Raw genomic sequence first — 19,458 nt, 5'->3', positions numbered from 1 at the left:
GCGCTTACGCAGCCTGGGCGACGTTGTCGGCGCTGACCGGTGCGCTGGAGCGGATCAGGTGGTCGAACGCGCTCAACGCAGCCTTGGAACCTTCGCCCATCGCGATCACGATCTGCTTGTACGGCACCGTGGTGGCGTCGCCGGCCGCGAACACGCCCGGAACATTGGTCTGGCCGCGATCGTCGACGATGATCTCGCCGCGTGGCGACAACGCAACCGAACCCTTGAGGAATTCGGTGTTGGGCAGCAGGCCGATCTGCACGAACACGCCTTCCAGATCGACGTGCTGGATGTCGCCGCCGGTGCGGTCCTTGTAGACCAGGCCGGTGACCTTCTGCCCATCGCCCAGCACTTCGGTGGTCTGCGCACTGGTGATGATGCGCACGTTGTGCAGGCTGCGCAGCTTGCGTTGCAGCACTTCGTCGGCGCGCAGCTTGTCGTCGAACTCCACCAGCGTGACATGCGCCACGATGCCGGCCAGATCGATCGCGGCCTCGACACCGGAATTGCCGCCGCCGATCACCGCCACGCGCTTGCCCTTGAACAGCGGGCCATCGCAATGCGGGCAATAGGCCACGCCCTTGTTCTTGTACTGGTCTTCGCCCGGTACGTTCATCTGCCTCCAGCGCGCGCCGGTGGACAGGATCACGGTCTTGCTCCTGAGCGAGGCGCCATTGGCCAGCTTGATCTCGATCAGGCCATCGGCACCGGCCGGGATCAGCTGCTCGGCGCGCTGCAGGTTCATGATGTCCACGTCGTACTGGCGCACATGCTGCTCGAGCGCGGCAGCCATCTTCGGGCCTTCGGTTTCCGGCACCGAGATGAAGTTTTCGATCGACATGGTGTCCAGCACCTGGCCACCGAAACGCTCGGCGGCCACGCCGGTGCGGATGCCCTTGCGTGCGGCGTACACGGCCGCTGCCGAGCCGGCCGGGCCACCGCCGACCACCAATACGTCGAACGCGTCCTTCGCAGCGATTTTTGCGGCATCGCGCTTGGCCGCATTGGTATCGAGCTTGGCGACGATCTGCTCCAGCGTCATGCGGCCCTGGTCAAACAGCTCGCCGTTCAAGTACACGGTGGGCACCGACATGATCTGGCGGGTTTCCACCTCGTCCTGGAACCACGCGCCATCGATGGCCACATGCTTGATGCGCGGGTTGAGCACGGCGGCAAGGTTCAGCGCCTGCACCACGTCCGGGCAGTTCTGGCACGACAGCGAGAAATAGGTCTCGAACTGGTAGTCGCCATCCAGATGCTGCACCTGCTCGATCACGTCGGCGGCAGCCTTGGACGGGTGCCCGCCCACCTGCAGCAGCGCCAGCACCAGCGAGGTGAACTCGTGGCCCATCGGCAGGCCGGCAAAGCGCAGCGAGATGTCCTGGCCGGGCGTGGTCAGCGCGAACGAAGGCTTGCGCTGGTTGTCGTCGCGGTGGATGTCCAGGCTGATCTTGTCCGACAGCAGCACCAGGTCCTCGAGCAGGTCGAGCATTTCGCGCGAGCCGGCGCTGTCGTCGATCGAGGCATTGATCTGGATCGGCCGCGTGACCCGTTCCAGGTAGGCGGTCAGCTGGGTCTTGAGGTTGGCATCCAACATGGAGAACTCCTGGGAATGGGCAAGGGGAGGGCGTGGCGTCGCTGCGGTGGGGCAGGTCGCCGGGGAGGAGGGGATGAACCGCAGCCGGCGCGATGTCGGGAATGCGTGCTGGCGATGGCTGGCGGGCAGCCCGGCACCGGCTCCGGTTCACCCCCGGCCCAGTGCTGGGCCGGAGATGTCCTTGCGGCCTGAGGACAGGCCGCAAGGGATGGTCGATTTAGATCTTGCCGACCAGGTCCAGCGACGGAGCCAGGGTCTTGGCGCCTTCCTTCCACTTGGCCGGGCAGACCTGGCCAGGGTTGTTGGCGACGAACTGGGCAGCGGTCAGCTTGCGCAGCGTCTCGGTGACGTCGCGGGCGATGGAGTTGTCGTGGATTTCCAGGGTCTTGATGACGCCTTCCGGATTGATGATGAAGGTGCCGCGCAGGGCCAGGCCTTCTTCTTCAATGTGTACACCGAAGGCACGGGTCAGCTTGTGGGTCGGGTCGCCGATCAGCGGGAACTGCGCCTTGCCCACGGCCGGCGAGGTTTCGTGCCACACCTTGTGCGAGAAGTGCGTATCGGTGGTGACGATGTAGACCTCGGCGCCTGCCTTCTGGAACGCGGCATAGTTGTCGGCGGCGTCTTCCACTTCGGTCGGGCAGTTGAAGGTGAAGGCGGCCGGCATGAAGATCAGCACCGACCACTTGCCCTTCAGGCTGGCCTCGGTGACTTCGATGAAGTTGCCGTTGTGGTACGCATTCGCCTTGAACGGCTGGACCTGGGTGTTGATGAGAGACATTGAGTTTCCTCGTGCGGTGAAGGGGACGGGGGATGGAACAGTCGCCATGGTAGGCAGGATCGATAGATTTCTCAAATCGATTGATGGAATTGTATAGATAGGCTGTGGCTATCGAGTGCGCAGACGGCGTCTGCCGCTGCAGGGGCAGATTCCATCTCCGATAATGGTCGGCCGATGTTGCGCAGGAGTGAATGAACCGCATGAGCCAGGACCCGCACGCTCTTGCCGCTGAGCAGTTGTTGCGGCGGGCAGTGGAGCGAATCGACCGCAGCGATGCCGAGCCGCTGCTGCTGCACGCGCTGGGCCGCGAGCGTGCCTGGTTGTTCGCGCATGGCCGCGACCCGGTCGACCCGTCTGTGGCCCGGACGTTCGAGGCGCTGGTGCAGCGGCGCCAGGGCGGCGAGCCGGTGGCGTATCTGACCGGCAGCCGTGGGTTCTGGACGCTGGAGCTGGCGGTCTCCACTGCCACGCTGATCCCGCGCGCCGACACTGAGCTGCTGGTCGAACTGGCACTCGAGCGCCTGGACGGCCTGCCTGGCCGCCGCGTTGTCGATCTGGGCACCGGCAGCGGGGCGATCGCGCTGGCGATCGCCAGCGAGCGGCCGCAGGCACAGGTGATTGCCACCGACGCCAGTGCGGCGGCGCTGGCGGTTGCCCAGCGCAATGCCGACAGCCACCGGTTGCGCAATGTCGACTGCCGGCAGGGCAGCTGGTTCGCGCCGCTGGCCGGCGAGCGCTTCGATCTGGTTGCCAGCAATCCGCCGTATATCGCCGCGCAGGATCCGCATCTGCGCCAGGGCGATCTGCGCTACGAGCCGGCCAGTGCGCTGGCCTCCGGCCCCGACGGCCTGGACGACATCCGCCTGATCGTTGCCGATGCGCCCGCGCATCTGCTGCCGGGCGGCTGGTTGCTGCTCGAACATGGCTGGGACCAGGGCGCGGCGGTGGCCGAGCTGCTGCGGGCGCGCGGTTTCGATGCGGTGGCGACCTACCAGGACCTGGAACAGCGCGATCGGGTGACGACGGGGCGCTGGTCGCGCGCTGCGGACGGACTGGGCGGCTAGCCACAGTTAGGCTAGCCACAGTGAAAAGCGGTCGTCAGGTGGGTGCAGACGGCGCGCTCTGCCCCGGGGCCAGGCGCATGGGGCAATCCGAATCCGGGCGGCAACCGCGCCTGCCTGGCGGCGCCTGCGGGCGTCTTGGATCAGCTGCACCAGGCCTTCGTGTATCGCCGTGCACCTGCCCTTGGTCGATCGCGTGGGTGCGCCCGGCGTGGGTGTGCCGGCTGCCGATACACTAGCGGTTTCCCGCAGGACCGACGCATGCGCACGCTCTATCCCGAGATCACGCCGTACGACCACGGCACCCTCCAGGTCGACGACCGCCACACCCTGTATTTCGAGCAGTGCGGCAATCCGCAGGGCAAGCCGGTGGTGATGCTGCATGGCGGCCCCGGCGGCGGTTGCAACGACAAGATGCGGCGCTTCCATGACCCGGCCAAGTACCGCATCGTGCTGTTCGATCAGCGTGGCGCAGGCCGCTCCACCCCGCATGCCGATCTGGTGAACAACACCACCTGGGACCTGGTCGCCGATATCGAACGCTTGCGCACGCACCTGGGCATCGCGCGCTGGCAGGTGTTCGGCGGCAGCTGGGGCTCGACGCTGGCGCTGGCCTACGCGCAGACCCATCCGCAGCAGGTCACCGAGCTGGTGTTGCGCGGCATCTTCCTGCTGCGCCGCTTCGAGCTGGAATGGTTCTACCAGCAAGGCGCCAGCCGGCTGTTCCCGGATGCCTGGGAGCACTACATCAACGCGATTCCGCTGGTGGAGCGCGCCGATCTGATCTCTGCCTTCCATCGCCGCCTCACCAGCGACGACGAAGCCACGCGGCTGGCCGCGGCCAAGGCGTGGAGCGTATGGGAAGGCGCCACCAGCTTCCTGCATGTGGACGATGATTTCGTCACCGGGCATGAGGACGCGCACTTTGCACTGGCGTTCGCGCGCATCGAGAACCACTACTTCGTCAACGGCGGTTTCTTCGAGGTCGAAGACCAGCTGCTGCGCGATGCGCACCGCATCGCCGATATCCCCGGCGTGATCGTGCAGGGGCGTTACGACGTGGTGTGCCCGATGCAAAGCGCCTGGGATCTGCACAAGGCCTGGCCGAAGGCGCAGCTGCAGGTCAGCCCGGCCGCCGGTCATTCGGCATTCGAGCCGGAAAACGTCGATGCGCTGGTGCGCGCGACCGATGGGTTTGCCTGATCGCAACCGGGAGCGTGCACGGGAAGCTGCAGCAGCGCTCGCGCGCCAGCGGTAGGAGCCCACCCGGGCGCGACGTAGGGTAACGGGACGGCCTGTCGCGCCCGGGTGCGCTCCTACGAGGCAACCGTCGTCACCGAGGCTGCGGATCAGCGCGGCCGCCGCATGCCCCGTAGGAGCGCGCCTGCGCGCGATGAGGCGTTACCGATGACGCCCCATCGCGCGCAAGCGCTCCTACGGTGACTGCCGGTTTCAGGGCGGCAGCAATGCCTGTGCCAGTGGCGGCAGGATGCGTGCCAGTCGCCGTGCCCAGGCCTGCTGGCCGGTCGCGTCGGCGATCAGGTCCTGGCGGATCTCCAGCTCCACATGCAGCAGGCCGCGGCCTTCGCCGTAGACCGGAATCGCGTAGTCGCTGCTGTCGCTGACCGCATACGGCTGGTTGTCGCCGACCACCAGATCCGGCTCCTCGCGCAAGGCCTGCAGTAGCCGGTGCGCCAGCCGGGTGTCGCGGTTGTACAGGACGCCGGCATGCCAGGGCCGCGCAGTGCTAGCCATGATCGGTGTGAAGCTGTGCATCGACACCAGCACGGTCGGTTGCCTGCGCTGTGCACGCGCATCCAGCTCCGCCGCGATGCGCGCGTGGTACGGCGCAAAGATCTCGTCGATGCGTTGCTGCCGCACGTCGGCCGACAGCTGCAGGTTGCCGGGAATCGGGGTGCCGTCGCTGACCTCGGGCATCAGCGTGGCCGAACCGTGCGGGCGATTGCAGTCGATCACCAGGCGCGAATAGGTCTGCGCGATGGCGATGGCATCCAGCGCATCGGCCAGCAGGCGGGTGACCCCGGCAATGCCAATATCCCAGCCGATATGGCGGTCCAGCGCATGCTGTGGCAGGCCGAGATTGGCCAGCCGCGCCGGCACGCGTTGACCGGCGTGGTCGGCGATCAACAGCCACGGCGAGGCGGCCTGCGGGTTGTGCACGCTGAAGGCTGCCGGATCGTCGGCGCCCAGCAGGCGGTCAGCGGTCGCTTCAGCCACGCGGGGTGCCGTCCAATGCGTGATCCACCAGATACAGCCCGGCCCACAGCTTGGGATCCATCTGGTAGCCCTCGGCCATCTTCTGCACCAGCCAGGCGCCGACCTGCGCGCGCGGGATCTCGTGCACGGTGATGTCCTCGCTGGCATCGCCGCCGCCCGCGCCGACCTTGCGCAGGCCGGTGGCGCGCACGAAGGCGATCTTCTCGCTGCTGGCGCCGGCCGAGGTGGGGCCGATCATCAGCACTTCGGCGTGCTCGGCGGTCCAGCCGGTTTCTTCTTCCAGCTCGCGAATGGCCGACAGCTCGATCGACTCGTCGGCATGCACGTCGCCGACCAGGCCGGCCGGCATTTCGATGGTGCGTGCCTGCAGCGGCACGCGGAACTGTTCGACGAACAACATCGCATCGTCCGGGGTCACCGCCACGATGATCGCGGCCAGGCCGCCGGCATGCACGCGCTCGGAATATTCCCAGGTGCCCCGCACGACCATGCGCTGGTACTTGCCTTCGTAGACCACGGTGGGCGGGGTATCGTGTCGGTTCATGGATGCAGACCTTGTTCCAGGGAAACGGGAGTGCGCGGTGCCGGCGCGCCACTGCACGCGGCCAGCAACCGGCGCCGGGTGAGCGGACCAAAGCGCAGGCTCTCGCACAATCGGCCCAGCATGTCCGTATCGGCTTGCGCGCGCGTGAAACCGGCACCGGTCAGCGCCAATGGCGCGTCGAGGGCGATGGTGGTGAGCTGGCGCCACAGCAATGCGTGTTCACGTTGCTCGCGCAGGCGCGCGGCCATCTGCGCCGCGCCGCGCAGGCGCAGGAACGGAATCTCGTCGATGCGTTCCAGCAACGCATCCAGGCTGCCGAAATGCGACAGCAGGACCGCCGCCGATTTGGCACCGATGCCGGTGACGCCGGGAATGTTGTCGATCGCATCGCCGCACAGCGCCAGGTAGTCGGCGATCTGGTGCGCATGCACGCCGTGGCGCGCCTTGACCCCGTCCATGCCCCAGCGCAGGTTGCGCGCGTAATCCCACTGTTCGTCGTGCTCGAGCAGCAGCTGCGACAGGTCCTTGTCGGCCGACACGATCACCCCGCGCAGGCCGTGCGCACGAACGCTGTGCAGGGCACTGCCGATCAGATCGTCGGCCTCGTAGTCGCGGTGTGCCAGCACGCTCAGGCCCAGCGCGGCGCACAGCGCCTTGCAGTGCGCGAACTGGCGCCGCAAGGCATCCGGTGCCGGGGTGCGATTGCCCTTGTAGGCCGGGTAGATCGCATGCCGAAAACAGCTGTCCAGCGCCTCGTCGAAGGCGATGGTGATGTGCGCGGGGTCCTCGCGCTCGAGCAGGTCGAGCAGGAAACGGGCAAAGCCGTGCACGGCATTGGTCGGCCAGCCCTGCGCATCCTGGAATTCGTCCGGGATCGAATGCCAGGCGCGGAACACGTACAGGCTGGCATCGACCAGATACAGCGGGGTCGGGCGAGTGACCGCCAGGGGCGCGCCCGCAAGCGTGGGGGTGTGCGTGGTCACGGGGCCCAGTCGCGCAGCAGCGCACGCGGGTCCGGGCGCTCGCGCTCGGGCACCTGCATGCGCGGGGTGCCGATATGGATGAAACCGGCGATGCGCTCGTTCTGCTCCAGGCCAAGATAGCCGGTCACCGCCGGGTCGTAGGCCATCCATGCGGTCAGCCACTGCGCGCCGAAGCCATGCGCCTGCGCGGCCTGCAGCAGCGCGAAACACACGCAGCCGGCGGTGAGCAGCTGTTCCTGCTCGGGCACCTTGTGCCCGGGGCGCAGCGCGGCGATCACCACGACCACCAGCGGCGCATCATTGAAACGGTTGCGGTCTTTTTCCACTGCTGCGGGCGGCGCCAGCGGGTCGGCGGCCTGGGTGCGCTCGGCCAGGAAATCGCCCAGTGCCTGGCGTGCGTCACCGCTGATGCGCAGAAAGCGGAACGGCACCAGCTTGCCGTGGTCGGGCACGCGCACTGCCGAGGCGAGCATGCGCAGCAAGGTGTCGTCATCCGGGCCGGGTTCGCCCAGCTGTTTGGATGGGACCGAGCGGCGCGCGTCCAGCGCCTGGAGCGAATACGGTGCGTGCATAATTTCGGGTCGAGGCAAGGATGCGGGCAAGTATAGACGGGCCCTTCCCAACGTCCGCCGCATCATGGGCGGCGGGCCGAGGTCGGCCCGGTCGTGAATCCCTTCCGTGTTCGTCCTGTGCGCTGCCCGATGACCCAGTTCGTGTCCACCCCCGTGCTTCCCAGCCGCAACCCGCAGCTGCTCGATCAGGTACGCGAGATCGTGCTGGTGCCGCTGGCCGATGCCTTTGTCCAATTCCAGGATGCATTGGCCGAGGCACTGTTCCGGCTGGCGGCCGATGCCGGCACGGCCCAGAACGACTTCCTGGAAGCCATCCAGGCGGTGCGGCAGCAGCGCGAGCCGATCACTGCGCGTTTTCGCGGGCATCTGGCCAAGGCCTGGCAGGGGCTGGAAGCCGGGCGGCCGTTGTCGGCCGATCGCAGCCTGGGACGCGGTGCGGCCGGGCTGACCCTGCTGCCCGAGCAGGATCTGGAGGTGCGCCTGGCGGTGCGCAATCTGGCCGGCGCGCTGCAGCACCAGTGGCGCCCGGAGCTGATGCGGCTCAATCGCTATCTCGGCTTCATTGCCGGCGGGCTGCGTATCGACGGCGACAGCAATCCGTTCGGGCCGGAGCATCTGGGCGTGGCCTTGTACGAGGCCTTTCAGGGAGTGCCGCTGGCGCCGAAGGCGCATCTGGCGGTGATCAAGGTCTGCGAGCAGCACCTGATGGAGCGCATCGGCCAGCGCTATGGCGCGCTGGAACAGGCGCTGGTGCAGGTGGCGCGCTTGCGCGAGCTGCCGCAGCCACGCAGCCGGCGGCGTGGCATTCCGCGCCAGGACGACGGCGCAGGCGCGCAGGCCGCCGAGACGCCGGACTGGATTGCGCGCTTCTTTGCCGGCTGGTCGGGCGGGCAGGGTGCGTTGGCCGGCGGCGGGGCGATCGACGTGCATCTGCGCAGCGACCGCGCGCTGCTGCCGGCGGGCCTGCACCAGTTGCTGCAGCATGCACGCCGCCAGCGCGAACCCGATGCGGATATCGATACGCCCGCCTTTGCCGCGCGGCGTCTGCTGTCGCCGCGCGAGGTGGTCTTGGCGCTGTCGCTGCTGCAGACCATGCCTGCGGCCGGTTTCGACGCCATCGACGGTGCCGGCCTGGGCCTGGCGCGTGGCCTGCGCCAGCAGGTCAGGCGTGCCGCTGCCGCGCTTGGCGTGGATCCGGCCACCACCTGCCTGAACCCCGACGACGACGACGCGCTGGATCTGGTGGCCCTGCTGTTCACCGCGATCCTGGTGCAAAGCCATCTGTCCGATGCGCAGCGCAGTGTGCTCGGCCAGTTGCTGGTGCCGATGGCCAAGCTGGCGATGCTGGACGGCCTCCTGTTCGTGCGCGATGGCCACCCGGCGCGTCGCCTGCTCAACCTGTTGGTGGAGGCCTGCGACGGCAATGCCGGCGAAACCGCGGCAGAACAGGCCTTGCTCGACCAGGTGCAGGAGGTGGTCGATACGCTCGTGCGGGATTTCGACGAGCATCCGGGGGTGTTTCTGACGCTGGAAGCCGAGTTCGGTGCCAGTTACGCGCACTACCGCCGTCGGGTGGAGATCGCCGAGCGCCGTGCCAACGAATTGCAGCACGCCGAAGAGCGCCGCGAGCGCGCACGCCGCGCCGCCGCGCAGGCGCTGGCCGAACGCCTGGCGCGTGGGCCGCTGCCGCCGCTGGTCGCGCATTTTCTCGGCCGCGTCTGGCAGCCGTATGTGCAACAGGCGGCGTTGCGCGGCGACGGCGGCGGCCCGGCGCTGGAGGCCGCGGTGGCCCTGGGCGATGCGGTACTGGCGCAACTGACGGCTGCCCCTGGCGACACGGCGCTGGAGGCGCAGCGCGCGCAGCTGCTGCAGGCCTTCGCCCTGGCCGGGCTGGCGCCATGCGAGGCCGGGCGGGCCGTGCAGGAGTTGCAGCATGCGCTGGTGTCCACGCCCCCGGTCGCGGTGACCGGGCCGCCCGATCCGGTCCTGCGCGCGCCAACCCTGGCTGCGCTGCCTCTGAGCCCCGCTCCGGCCGACCCGGTCGGCGCGCCGCTGACCCCGTTGCTGGACGCCAGCGCGCAGGTGGCATTCGATCGCGTCACCGCCGATTTCTTCCGTGCCATGCCGGTCGGCACCTGCCTGGACTTCATCGACCGGCAGGGCCGTGCGCAGGCCGGCAAGCTGTCGTGGATCAGCCCGATTTCCGGGCGGCTGATGTTCGTCAACCGGCGCGGCGGGCGGTTGTGCGTGTCCTGGCCGGAGGAGCTGGCGATGATGGCGCGGCTGGACCGGCTGCGCCTGCATCGCGACGACGATGCGTTCTACGGCGCGATGCAGGACGTGGTCGATACGCTGGAGCGGCCGTACAGGCTGGAGCCTTAACCCCCGCAGGCGATGAACGCGTGTGGGCAAGCGCCACCGCAACGATGCAGCTAGGATGTTGGCTTGACACGCAAACCTTGGGCGGTCACGAGTAAAGTGCGAACGGTGTCACACTTAACAAACGAGCGAAACGCCTACCATGCGGTGGCGGAATTTGGGGCCGCGTCTGCTGTTTCTCGTTTGAATATTTTCACGCCTGCAGGGGCGGGGAGCCTTTGCGCATGACTTTTCAGCCCAGTCCGTCGGGACATCCGGGCCGTGACCAACGCTTGCTCGAACAGGCGCACGCCGTGTTCGTGCCCCCACTCGCGCAGGTGTTCGCAGCTGCCGTCGCACACTTCGACGATGTGCTGTTCGATCGCGCCGAGTCCGCCGGCGCATCGCAGCTGCTGTTTCTCGATGGCATGCGCGAGTTGCGCCGCAAGCGCGACGAGGTGGCCACGCAGTTCCGCCAGCAGCTGGACGACGGCTGGCAGGCGTTGCTGCTGGGCGAGCCCTTGTCGGCCGAGGTGGTCCTGGCAGGGGACATCGGCACCGGCCCGCTGAGCCTGGTGCCCGAACACGTGCTCGAGTCGCGGCTGGCGGTGCGCAATCTGGCCACCGTGCTGCTGCGCGACTTCAAGCAGGTGCTGGCGCGGGTGGACCGCCGCCTGGGCTGGATTGCCGGCGGCCTGGAGCTGGTGGCCGATACCAATCCGCTGGGTCCGGAACATCTGGGCGTGGCGATCCACGAAGCCTTCGCCACCTGCGACCTGGCGCCGGAAGTGCGCCTGGTGCTGATCAAGCTGTGCGAGCGCGACCTGGCCGAGTCGATCGGCAAGCTGTATGCGCGTCTGGACGAGACGCTGGCCAAGGCCGGCGTCATGCCGGAGATCTCCCAGCCCAAGCGCCCGCCGCCGCGCGCGCAGCCCCGGGGCGAGACGCCCGAAGAGCGCGTCCAGGCCGCGGCCCAGGGCGCTGCTGCGCAGATGGGCGGCGACGATCTCAATGACCAGTACGCACCGGCCTGGGCCAACCGTTTTCTGGACCGCTGGGCACATAGCCGCGGCCGCATGCAGGCTGCCGCCCAGCGCGGCCAGGCCGACGGCGGCGGTGCGGGCGGCATGGACGGTGGCGAGGCCGATCATCCCGGCGGGAGCCAGGGCATGCTGCTGGAGGCGCTGCACGAACTGCTGCAGCAAACCCGCAGCGTGCGCGACAACGCCGCCTCTGCCGCCTCGGTGGCGGTGGGCCAGCAACGCCCGCTGAGCCAGCGCGAAATGATGTCGGTGCTGTCGTTGCTGCAGGCCACGCCGAGCGCGACGCTGCAGGCGGCCATCGGCGACGACACCGAATCGCTGGCCCAGCGGCTGAAGAACGAAGTGCTGTCCAGCGCCACCCGGCTGGGCGTGGATCCGGCCACCGCGCGCCTGGACCCGATGGACGAGGATGCGATCGATCTGGTCGGCATGCTGTTCGACGTGATGCTGGACGAACGCGACCTGGAAAACCGCTCGCGCGAAATGATCGGCCGCCTGGTGGTGCCCTTCGTCAAGGTCGCGCTGCTGGACCGCAAGATGTTCGTGCAGAAGACCCATCCCGCGCGGCGCCTGCTCAACTCGCTGGCCGAGGCCTGCGAAGGCAACAACGGCGACAGCGCCGCCGAGCGCGTGTTGATGGGCAAGGTCGAGGAAATCGTCGACCGCCTGGTGGCCGAGTTCAACGAGAACCTGGCGATCTTCATGACCCTGGAAGAGGAATTCCGCGATTTCCTGTCCCAGCACCGGCGCCGGGTGGAGATCGCCGAGCGCCGCGCCACCGAAACCCAGCGTGGCCAGGAAAAGCTCGAGCTGGCGCGCAGCCGCGCGCTGTCGGAGCTGGAACAGCGCACCCAGGCCGGCACGCCGCTGCCCGGGGCGGTGGAGGATTTCCTGCGTCAGCCGTGGCTGCATCACCTGACCATGGCGATCCTGCGCGACGGCGACGAAGGTCCCGGCACCCTCGAGGCCCTCGCCCTGGCCGACGGCGTGCTCGAAGAACTGGCCGAGGCACGTCGCCACATCGTCGGCAAGCCGTGGCTGCAGGTCTGGCAGCCGGCCCTGCATCGCGTGTTCGCCAGCATCGGCCTGCACGGTGATGCGGTGGTGGTGGCGATCAGCGCGCTGCACGACACCCTGCAGGCGATCGCCGAAGCGCGTCCGGAGCTGGAAAAGGCCTTGCCGGAGCTGCCGCAGGTCAATCTGCCGCCGCCGGCTGCCGAAAGCGTCAGCGTGGTGCTCGGCGCCGAAGCGGTGGCGCAGAGCATCGACAGCGCCGATGCCGAGCGTTTCCGCGCGATGGATATCGGCACCTGGCTGGATTTCGTCGACAAGGACGGCAAGGTGCAGGCAGGCAAGCTGTCGTGGGTGAGTCCGATCTCGCAGCGGCTGCTGTTCGTCAATCGCCGCGGCGTGCGCTTCTGCGTCGCCTCGCCGGAGGAACTGGCGGTGATGGTGCGCCTGGGCCGGCTGCGCGAACACATCAACGATGGCGCGTTCGACAGCGCGATGCAGGGCGTGATCGATCGGCTGGATCCGCTGCATAACAGCACGGTGCACTGAGCGGCAGTCACCGCGTTGCCGCGTCGTGGTTGATCAGCACAGGGCCGTACGATTGCGATGCAGCGCACCGCAACCGGCGCAAGCGAGGCTTCGTCCAGCATGCGTGCCGGGGGGCATCGCACCACCGCAGCACGCGCCTGCGGCACAACGCGCGTGCAGTTACTGCGCTGCCGGGCCGATGAACTCCAGCGCCCGCGCCATTACCGAAGCGTGATCGACCAGGCGGTTATGGCCCAGGCCCTCGGTACTGAACAGCTGCGCGCCCGGCCACAATGCGGCAAAGCGCGCGCCTTCCTCCCACGGCGTCTCGCGGTCGCGGCGGTCGTGGATGACCAGCGCCGGGCGATCGAACTGTGGCAGGTGCAGGCTCGCGTCGAGATCGGCAAAACGCAGGCCGGTGAGCTGGCACAGCCAGTTTTCGAATGGCGCAAACGCGGCGGGTGCGATCCCCGAGGCACGAAACTGGCGGTGCGCACTGGCGCTGGGTTCGACCAGTGGCGCGATCAGCACGTAGCGCTCGGGCCGCCATGCCGGGTCGTTGGCAAACACCGCCGCTGCCGCGCCGATCGAGTGCCCGATGAAGGCGGCAGGGCGGCCGAAACGGCTGCCGATCTGGCGCAGGACCTGCACGAAATGCGGCATGTTGCTGATCTGTCCGCTGCTCAGGCCATGCGCGGCCTGATCGAACGCCAGCACCGCGTAGCCGAGTGCGCGCAGCTGCGGCACCCATGCAGCAAAACGCAGCCCGTAACTGGACCAGCCATGCGACAGCAGCACATACGGTTGCTGGCTCAGCTCGCCCCACTGGTACACCGCAATGTCGAACCCGTCGATGTGCAGCGTCTGGCGTTGCACGTCGGTCAAGGTTGCCGCGAGGGCAGCCGCCTGCTGCCGCCCTTTACGCGCAGGTGTCACGAAACGGCGCGCCAGATAGCGCCCGGTCGGGCCAGGGGCCAGGCAGCTGGCGCCGGCCAGCACACCGCGAAGCATCCGGAGACGCAGTTTGGCGATGGACGCGCTCATCGGAAGGATCCTTGTGGAAGAGGAGGCGCTATATCTTGCTGGTGACAAGATCAGCGAGTCTGCAGTTGGATCTTGTCATCGTCAAGATGATCTGCTCCACTGGAATCCCGAAAAACGAAGCCGCCATGTCGCGCACCGATGCGTCTGCTGCCTATCATCACGGCGACCTGCCGGCCACGCTGCGGCGCGCCGGCTGGGAGCTGCTGAGCGAATCCGGCGTGCGTGGGTTGAGCTTGCGCGAATGCGCGCGGCGCGCCGGCGTCTCGCACGCGGCTCCGGCGCATCACTTCGGTTCGCTGGACGGATTGCTCGCGGAGCTGGCGGCCGACGGCTACGAACGCATGCTCGCCTGCATTCGTGCCGCCCAGCAGGAACTGGCCGACCCCTTGCTCGGCTGTGGCCTGGGGTATGTGCGGTTTGCGCTGGACTACCCGCAGCAGTTTCGGCTGATGCTGGGGCTGGAGGTGAGCCCGCGCAGCCTGCCGCGGCTCGTGCAGGCCAGCGATGCGGCGATGGCGAGCCTGCGCGAGACAGTGCGGACGCAGTGGGTCGCCCGTCACGGCCATGCCCCGGCCACGGACGTGCTGCAGCAACGCACGCTGCTGGCCTGGAGCGCGGTGCATGGCTATGCCTCGCTTGCGATCGACCGCAAGCACACGGCCTTGCTGGCCTTCGCACCGGAGGTGGTGTTTGCGCCGTTGCTGCACGCCGTGCTCGAACCCTGAAACACGGGCCGGACCTGCTCGGGCATGGCCTGGCTGGCCGCGTGCCGGTCCGCACGCCCGGCGGCGGTGCGTGGCTCTGCTAGCATCGCCGCCACTGGAGCGCGAGACCGGAGCAACCCATGGCTGTGCAGGTGCTGGTGCTGAAAGAACGGGCGGCCGGCGAGCGCCGCGTGGCGGCAACGCCGGAAACGATCAGGAAACTGGTCGCGCTTGGCGCCAGCGTGTGGATCGAGCCGGACGCCGGACGCGCCAGCAGCATGGACGATGCGGCCTACCAACAGGCCGGCGCGCAACTGGCCGGCGCACACACACTGGGACAGGCCGACGTGGTGCTGTGCGTGCAGGGACCGCCGATCGATGTCCTGCTGCGGTGCAAGCCGCACACGGTGCTGATCGGCATGCTTTCGCCCGATGCCGACCCTGCCCGCGCGCAGGCCTTCTCAGAGCATGAATTGATCGCATTCCCGCTGGAGCGGCTGCCGCGCACCACGCGTGCGCAATCGATGGACGTCTTGAGTTCGCAGGCCGGCATGGCGGGCTACAAGGCGATGCTGATCGCCGCACAGCTGGCGCCACGCTTCTTTCCGATGCTGACCACGGCCGCCGGCACCATGCGCCCGTGCAAGGTGCTGGTGATCGGTGCGGGCGTGGCCGGGCTGCAGGCGATCGCCACTGCCAAACGGCTGGGCGCGCAGGTCGAAGGCTTCGATGTGCGCCCCGAAACCCGCGAACAGATCGCCTCGCTGGGCGCGCGCTTCCTGGACCTTGGCGTGAGCGCGGCCGGCGAGGGCGGTTATGCGCGCCAGCTCACCGACGAGGAGCGTGCCGAACAGCAACGCCGTCTTGCCGACCATCTCAAGGGCGTGGACGTGGTGGTCTGCACCGCCGCCGTGCCCGGCCGGCCGGCGCCGAAGATCCTGAGCATGCAGATGCTGCACGGCATGCGCGCCGGCAGCGTGATCGTCGATCTGGCCGCGGAGACCGGTGGCAATTGCGCCGCCACCCGGCCGGGCGAAACGTATGAGCTCGACGGCGTGGTGATCGCCGGCCCGCTCGATCTGCCCAGCCAGGGTGCCGTGCACGCCAGCGAGATGTTCGCGCGCAACGTCTACGCGTTCGCCGCATTGCTGATCAAGGATGGCGCGCTGTCGTTCGATTGGGACGACGAACTGCTGGCCAAGACACGCTGGTCGGCGACAGCGACTGCATAGCCCCGCCGCGTCCATGCGCCTTGCGCGTCGGCGTTTCCGGGTAGGAGCGCGCTGGCGCGCGATGGAGCGTTACCGATGAAGCTCCATCGCGGGCCAGCGCGCTCCTACAGTGGCCGCACGCACGTCCACCTGCGCCCGGGATGCCGCCCTAGCGATGGCGTGCCGCGCTCGCCGCGGCGACGCTGCCGTCAGTCGTCGGTTGGCGGATGCTCGCGCAACCAGGTGCTGCGCTCGGCCGGGCTCATCTTCTGCCAGCGTTGCTGCAGCTCGTTGCGTTGTTGCTGGTTGAGCGTGCGCATGCGGTCGAACAAGGCCTTGGCCTCGCGACGCTGCTCGGGGCTCATGTTGCGGAAGCGGTCCATGCCGGCCTTGGCCTGCTTGCGCTGCTCCGGGGTCATGTCCAGCCAGCGGCGCGCGTGGCGATACATGCGCGGGCGTTCTTCCGGCACATCGTTCCAGCGCTCGCGCAGCGCGTCGATCAGCACCTGACGCTGTTGCGGGGTCAGCGCGTCCCACTCGGGCATTGGCGTCTCTGCCGCGCGCGGTCCGGGTCCTCGCGGGCCGGGGCCATCCGGCGGTGGCGGTCCCGGCGGTCCGGGGGAATGGGCCTGGGCCAGCAAGGAGGCGCAGGGCGCCGCGCACAGCAGCAGGGTCAACAACAGGCGGGTGGTGCGGGTCATCATGCTTATTCCATGGCCAGGGCGGTGTCGGACCCCAGCCAGACGTACAGGTCCGGATTCTGGGTCAGCATGTCGTCGGTATCGGTGGTGGCGCCGGCCATTGCCTGGGTCGGGGTGGAGGCAGGCGAGGCGGTCTCGCCCGGACGCAGCTGCAGGCCGATGCCGACCGCCAGCAGCCCCGAACACGCGGTCGCCAGCAACCAGTAACCGCGTCGGGAACGCGTGGGAGCGGCCGCATGACGGGCCTGGCGCAGGCGCGCCAGGGTCTGCGGCGGCAGGCTGGTGAGGGCGGTGGCATGCAGCTGGCGCAATTGCGTATCCAGCTTGGCCGGGTGGTGGGAGCGGTTCACAGGAAATCCTCGAACTGTGTTTGCAACGCGTCGCGCGCACGCGACAGGTGGGTTTTGACCGAGCCTTCCGAGCAGCCCATCGCCTTGGCGGTGGTGGCCACGTCCAGGTCTTCCAGCACCCGCAGCGTGAACGCTTCGCGCTGGCGCGCCGGCAGGCTGCGCAAGGCCTCGACCAGCCGTTGGTAGGCCTGTTGATGCTGGTGTTCGTCCACCGGCCCGGTGCCGGGGTCGGCCCAGTCGATGGTGCCTTCGTCGTCGGCGCGCTCGGCCGGTGCCCAGAACTTCAGGCGGAAGCTGCGCCGCCGCTGCAGGTCGATGATGCGGCTGCGCAGGATGCTCCAGAACAGCGGCGTCCATTCGGCGGCCGGGCGCTCGCGGTAGCCGAGCAGCTTCACCATGGCGTCCTGCACCGCGTCCAGCGCATCCTCGCGGTGACGCAGGCCGGCCTCGGCAAAGCGGAACGCACGCGGGCCGATGCCGGCCAGGAAGGCGTCCAGCGAAACCGGCGCGGTGGCGGCCGGTGCGGCAGGTTGCGGATCGAAAGGGGTTCCCACCAGCACAGCGTAGCTTCCGCGGAGACGATACGACGTCAACGGACGAGCGCCGATTCGGTTGACACGCGCCCAGGCACGCATGGCGTGGGTATGATCGGCGGGCCACACCGGCCAGTGGAGCGAACGACGATGAGCGACGGATTCGTAGCGCTGTACATCTTCATGCTGGCGGCCATCGCCGGCCACGTGATCATCTCGCGGGTGCCGGTGATCCTGCATACCCCGCTGATGTCCGGCTCCAACTTCATCCACGGCATCGTGCTGATCGGCGCGATGGTGGTGCTCGGGCATGCCGACACCACGCTGGAAAAGGCGCTGGGATTTGTCGCGGTAATGCTGGGTGCGGGCAATGCGGCCGGCGGTTACGTGGTGACCGAGCGGATGCTGGACATGTTCAGGTCCAGCAGGAAGCCGCCGGGCGGGGACGCGCCATGAACGTCTCCACCGCCGCGTTGCTGGCGTGGCTGGTGAAGTCCAGCTATCTGGTCGCGGCGACCTTGTTCCTGCTCGGGCTGCAGCGCATGGCCTCGCCGCTGACCGCGCGCAGCGGCATCCGCTGGGCCGGGCTGGGCATGCTGATCGCCACGGTGGCGACGTTCTTCCTGCCCGAACTGCATAACGTGCCGCTGATCCTGGCCGCGCTGGCGATCGGCACCGGGGTGGCGTGGTGGTCGGCCAGGAAGGTCGCCATCACCGACATGCCGCAGATGGTGGCCTTGTACAACGGCATGGGCGGCGGCTCGGCGGCGGCGATCGGGGCAGTGGAGTTGCTGCGCTTTGCCTTCTTCGCCAACCGCGATACCACCCACTGGAGTGCACAGGCCATCGCCGACCTGGCGGCGCGGCGGCCGGATACCACCACCGTGGTGCTGGCGGTGGTGGGCTCGGCGATCGGCGCGGTGTCGCTGTCCGGCTCGATCGTGGCCTGGGCCAAGCTGGATGGCCGGCTCGACCGCCGGGTGACATTTCCGGGCCAGCAGGCCTTTAATCTGCTGGTGGCACTGGCGGTGCTGGTGCTCGGCATCTGGGCGGCCAGCAGTCTGCAGCCACTGGCGATCGTCGCCTTCTTCGTGGTGGCGCTGGCGCTGGGCGTGCTGATGACGCTGCCGATCGGCGGCGCCGACATGCCGGTGGTGATCTCGCTGTACAACGCCTTCACCGGCCTGGCGGTGGCGTTCGAGGGCTACGTGCTGGGCAACGAGGCGCTGATCATCGCCGGCATGATGGTCGGCGCGGCCGGCATCCTGTTGACCCGCTTGATGGCCAAGGCGATGAACCGGCCGATCAGCGGCGTGCTGTTTTCCAACTTCGGTGGCGGCGGCCAGGCGCAGGAGATCGGCGGTGCGCAGAAGCCGATCGAGGCCGGCGACGTGGCGGCGATGATGGCGTTCGCCGAGCGGGTGGTGATCGTGCCCGGCTACGGCATGGCGGTGGCGCAGGCGCAGCACAAGATCTGGGAGCTGGCGCAGCGGTTGATCGCGCGCGGGGTCAAGGTGAAGTTCGCGATCCACCCGGTCGCCGGGCGCATGCCCGGGCACATGAACGTGCTGCTGGCCGAAGCCGGCGTGCCCTACGACCTGATCGCCGACATGGACGACATCAACCCCGAGTTCGCCAGCACCGATGTGTCGCTGGTGATCGGCGCCAACGACGTGGTCAACCCGGTGGCCAGGACCGACCCGGCCAGTCCGATCTACGGCATGCCGATCCTGGACGTGGTCAATTCGAGGAACACGGTGGTGATCAAGCGCGGCAAGGGCACCGGCTTTGCCGGCATCGAAAACGCGCTGTTCTACGCCGACAACACCCGCATGCTGTACGGCGATGGCGCGGAAGCGGCCGGTGCGCTGGTCAGCGAGCTGAAGGCGCTGGACGGGGGCGGGCACTGAGGCCTCGTGCGACGGATCAGGTGGATGCGTCTGTGACGTCATGCGTGGAAGCGGCGCCGTCCTCAGCACATGGGCCCGTGTAGCGGCGTTGCAGGACAGTCGCGCCAAGTCGAACTGTTCGCCGTGTCCAGCCAGTCCCGAGCAGGACGCGGAGCTTTCAGAAAAGCACCGGGCTTTCGAGTCGCAGCGGTGTCTTTGCAGATAGTCAAAAGCCTGGCTAGTGAGGGCGCGGCGCCCTCACCGCTCGCGGGACACGACGTGAACACATCCATGGGGGGCTCGGTGGCGG

The 19,458-nt window shown here is 68.4% G+C and carries 18 protein-coding genes; 8 read left to right on the top strand and 10 right to left on the bottom strand.

Going from position 1 to position 19,458, the window contains the following annotated elements:
• Positions 1-4: 4 nt before the first annotated feature.
• Together ahpF and ahpC are read right to left on the bottom strand one after the other, a co-directional pair.
• The gene (gene ahpF, locus EO174_RS19835) at positions 5-1,597 is read right to left on the bottom strand and encodes an alkyl hydroperoxide reductase subunit F (RefSeq protein WP_104585049.1); all 1,593 of its coding nucleotides are present in this window, start codon (positions 1,595-1,597) and stop codon (positions 5-7) included.
• 217 nt (positions 1,598-1,814) lie between these two features.
• Positions 1,815-2,378 carry an alkyl hydroperoxide reductase subunit C gene (gene ahpC, locus EO174_RS19830; protein WP_003488826.1) on the bottom strand — a complete coding sequence of 188 codons (564 nt, stop codon included), beginning with the start codon at positions 2,376-2,378 and terminating at the stop codon, positions 1,815-1,817.
• A 200-nt stretch (positions 2,379-2,578) separates the two neighbouring features.
• Here ahpC and prmC point away from each other — a divergent pair, with 200 nt between their 5' ends.
• Together prmC and pip are read left to right on the top strand one after the other, a co-directional pair.
• Entirely contained in the window at positions 2,579-3,442 is an 864-nt protein-coding gene (gene prmC / locus EO174_RS19825) for a peptide chain release factor N(5)-glutamine methyltransferase (RefSeq protein ID WP_126946849.1), read from the top strand.
• Positions 3,443-3,700: 258 nt separating this feature from the next.
• On the top strand, positions 3,701-4,642 hold the full coding sequence (gene pip / locus EO174_RS19820) for a prolyl aminopeptidase (protein ID WP_104585053.1): 942 nt from the start codon (positions 3,701-3,703) through the stop codon (positions 4,640-4,642).
• Positions 4,643-4,891: 249 nt separating this feature from the next.
• On the opposite strand, the gene EO174_RS19815 is transcribed toward pip, so the two are convergent.
• The 4 genes from EO174_RS19815 to EO174_RS19800 are packed head-to-tail and all read right to left on the bottom strand — an operon-like array spanning position 4,892 to position 7,776.
• Positions 4,892-5,677 (bottom strand): N-formylglutamate amidohydrolase, encoded by a 786-nt coding sequence (locus tag EO174_RS19815; RefSeq protein WP_126946846.1) that lies wholly within the window; start codon positions 5,675-5,677, stop codon positions 4,892-4,894.
• Positions 5,670-6,221 (bottom strand): NUDIX hydrolase, encoded by a 552-nt coding sequence (locus EO174_RS19810; RefSeq protein WP_005988855.1) that lies wholly within the window; start codon positions 6,219-6,221, stop codon positions 5,670-5,672. The genes EO174_RS19815 and EO174_RS19810 overlap by 8 nt, the downstream gene beginning before the upstream one ends.
• A complete protein-coding gene (locus EO174_RS19805) occupies positions 6,218-7,204 on the bottom strand; it encodes a 5'-3' exonuclease H3TH domain-containing protein (RefSeq protein ID WP_126946840.1) in 987 nt (328 codons plus the stop codon). The genes EO174_RS19810 and EO174_RS19805 overlap by 4 nt, the downstream gene beginning before the upstream one ends.
• On the bottom strand, positions 7,201-7,776 hold the full coding sequence (locus EO174_RS19800) for a nitroreductase (protein WP_115676215.1): 576 nt from the start codon (positions 7,774-7,776) through the stop codon (positions 7,201-7,203). Before EO174_RS19800 ends, EO174_RS19805 begins: the two co-directional genes overlap by 4 nt.
• Positions 7,777-7,905: 129 nt before the next feature.
• Between EO174_RS19800 and EO174_RS19795 the strand changes: the two genes are divergently transcribed.
• Together EO174_RS19795 and EO174_RS19790 are read left to right on the top strand one after the other, a co-directional pair.
• Positions 7,906-10,158: a DUF1631 family protein gene (locus EO174_RS19795; RefSeq protein WP_126946837.1), complete on the top strand. Its 2,253-nt coding sequence runs from the start codon at positions 7,906-7,908 to the stop codon at positions 10,156-10,158.
• 221 nt (positions 10,159-10,379) lie between these two features.
• The gene (locus EO174_RS19790; protein ID WP_119130793.1) at positions 10,380-12,737 is read left to right on the top strand and encodes a DUF1631 domain-containing protein; all 2,358 of its coding nucleotides are present in this window, start codon (positions 10,380-10,382) and stop codon (positions 12,735-12,737) included.
• A gap of 159 nt (positions 12,738-12,896) precedes the next feature.
• Here the strand turns inward: EO174_RS19790 and EO174_RS19785 are convergent, their stop codons facing one another.
• Positions 12,897-13,760 carry an alpha/beta hydrolase gene (locus EO174_RS19785; RefSeq protein WP_119130794.1) on the bottom strand — a complete coding sequence of 288 codons (864 nt, stop codon included), beginning with the start codon at positions 13,758-13,760 and terminating at the stop codon, positions 12,897-12,899.
• A 125-nt stretch (positions 13,761-13,885) separates the two neighbouring features.
• Between EO174_RS19785 and EO174_RS19780 the strand changes: the two genes are divergently transcribed.
• Complete coding sequence (locus EO174_RS19780) at positions 13,886-14,485, top strand: TetR/AcrR family transcriptional regulator (RefSeq protein WP_119130795.1); 600 nt, start codon at positions 13,886-13,888, stop codon at positions 14,483-14,485.
• Positions 14,486-14,604: 119 nt separating this feature from the next.
• Positions 14,605-15,696 carry an NAD(P) transhydrogenase subunit alpha gene (locus EO174_RS19775; RefSeq protein WP_126946834.1) on the top strand — a complete coding sequence of 364 codons (1,092 nt, stop codon included), beginning with the start codon at positions 14,605-14,607 and terminating at the stop codon, positions 15,694-15,696.
• A gap of 188 nt (positions 15,697-15,884) precedes the next feature.
• Here the strand turns inward: EO174_RS19775 and EO174_RS19770 are convergent, their stop codons facing one another.
• From EO174_RS19770 to EO174_RS19760, 3 genes are read right to left on the bottom strand one after another with little or no spacing between them, the layout of a single operon-like run.
• Positions 15,885-16,376 carry a DUF3106 domain-containing protein gene (locus tag EO174_RS19770; protein ID WP_126946948.1) on the bottom strand — a complete coding sequence of 164 codons (492 nt, stop codon included), beginning with the start codon at positions 16,374-16,376 and terminating at the stop codon, positions 15,885-15,887.
• 5 nt (positions 16,377-16,381) lie between these two features.
• Positions 16,382-16,726, bottom strand: coding sequence for a hypothetical protein (locus EO174_RS19765; RefSeq protein WP_126946831.1), 345 nt, complete (start codon positions 16,724-16,726; stop codon positions 16,382-16,384).
• Positions 16,723-17,286, bottom strand: a complete 564-nt coding sequence (locus EO174_RS19760) for an RNA polymerase sigma factor (protein ID WP_115676227.1) — start codon at positions 17,284-17,286, stop codon at positions 16,723-16,725. The genes EO174_RS19765 and EO174_RS19760 overlap by 4 nt, the downstream gene beginning before the upstream one ends.
• 123 nt (positions 17,287-17,409) lie before the next feature.
• On the opposite strand from EO174_RS19760, the gene EO174_RS19755 reads away from it, so the two are divergent.
• Both EO174_RS19755 and EO174_RS19750 read left to right on the top strand, forming a co-directional pair.
• Positions 17,410-17,715, top strand: coding sequence for an NAD(P) transhydrogenase subunit alpha (locus tag EO174_RS19755; protein WP_119129683.1), 306 nt, complete (start codon positions 17,410-17,412; stop codon positions 17,713-17,715).
• Positions 17,712-19,169, top strand: coding sequence for an NAD(P)(+) transhydrogenase (Re/Si-specific) subunit beta (locus EO174_RS19750; RefSeq protein WP_126946828.1), 1,458 nt, complete (start codon positions 17,712-17,714; stop codon positions 19,167-19,169). The genes EO174_RS19755 and EO174_RS19750 overlap by 4 nt, the downstream gene beginning before the upstream one ends.
• Positions 19,170-19,458 lie beyond the last annotated feature (289 nt).

The sequence above is a fragment of the Xanthomonas sp. BRIP62418 genome, assembly GCF_003993495.1.
In the GTDB taxonomy this organism is placed as follows: Bacteria; Pseudomonadota; Gammaproteobacteria; order Xanthomonadales; family Xanthomonadaceae; genus Xanthomonas; species Xanthomonas euroxanthea.
Note: the sequence above shows the minus strand (reverse complement) of the source record. Positions and strands in the feature narration are given on the sequence as shown.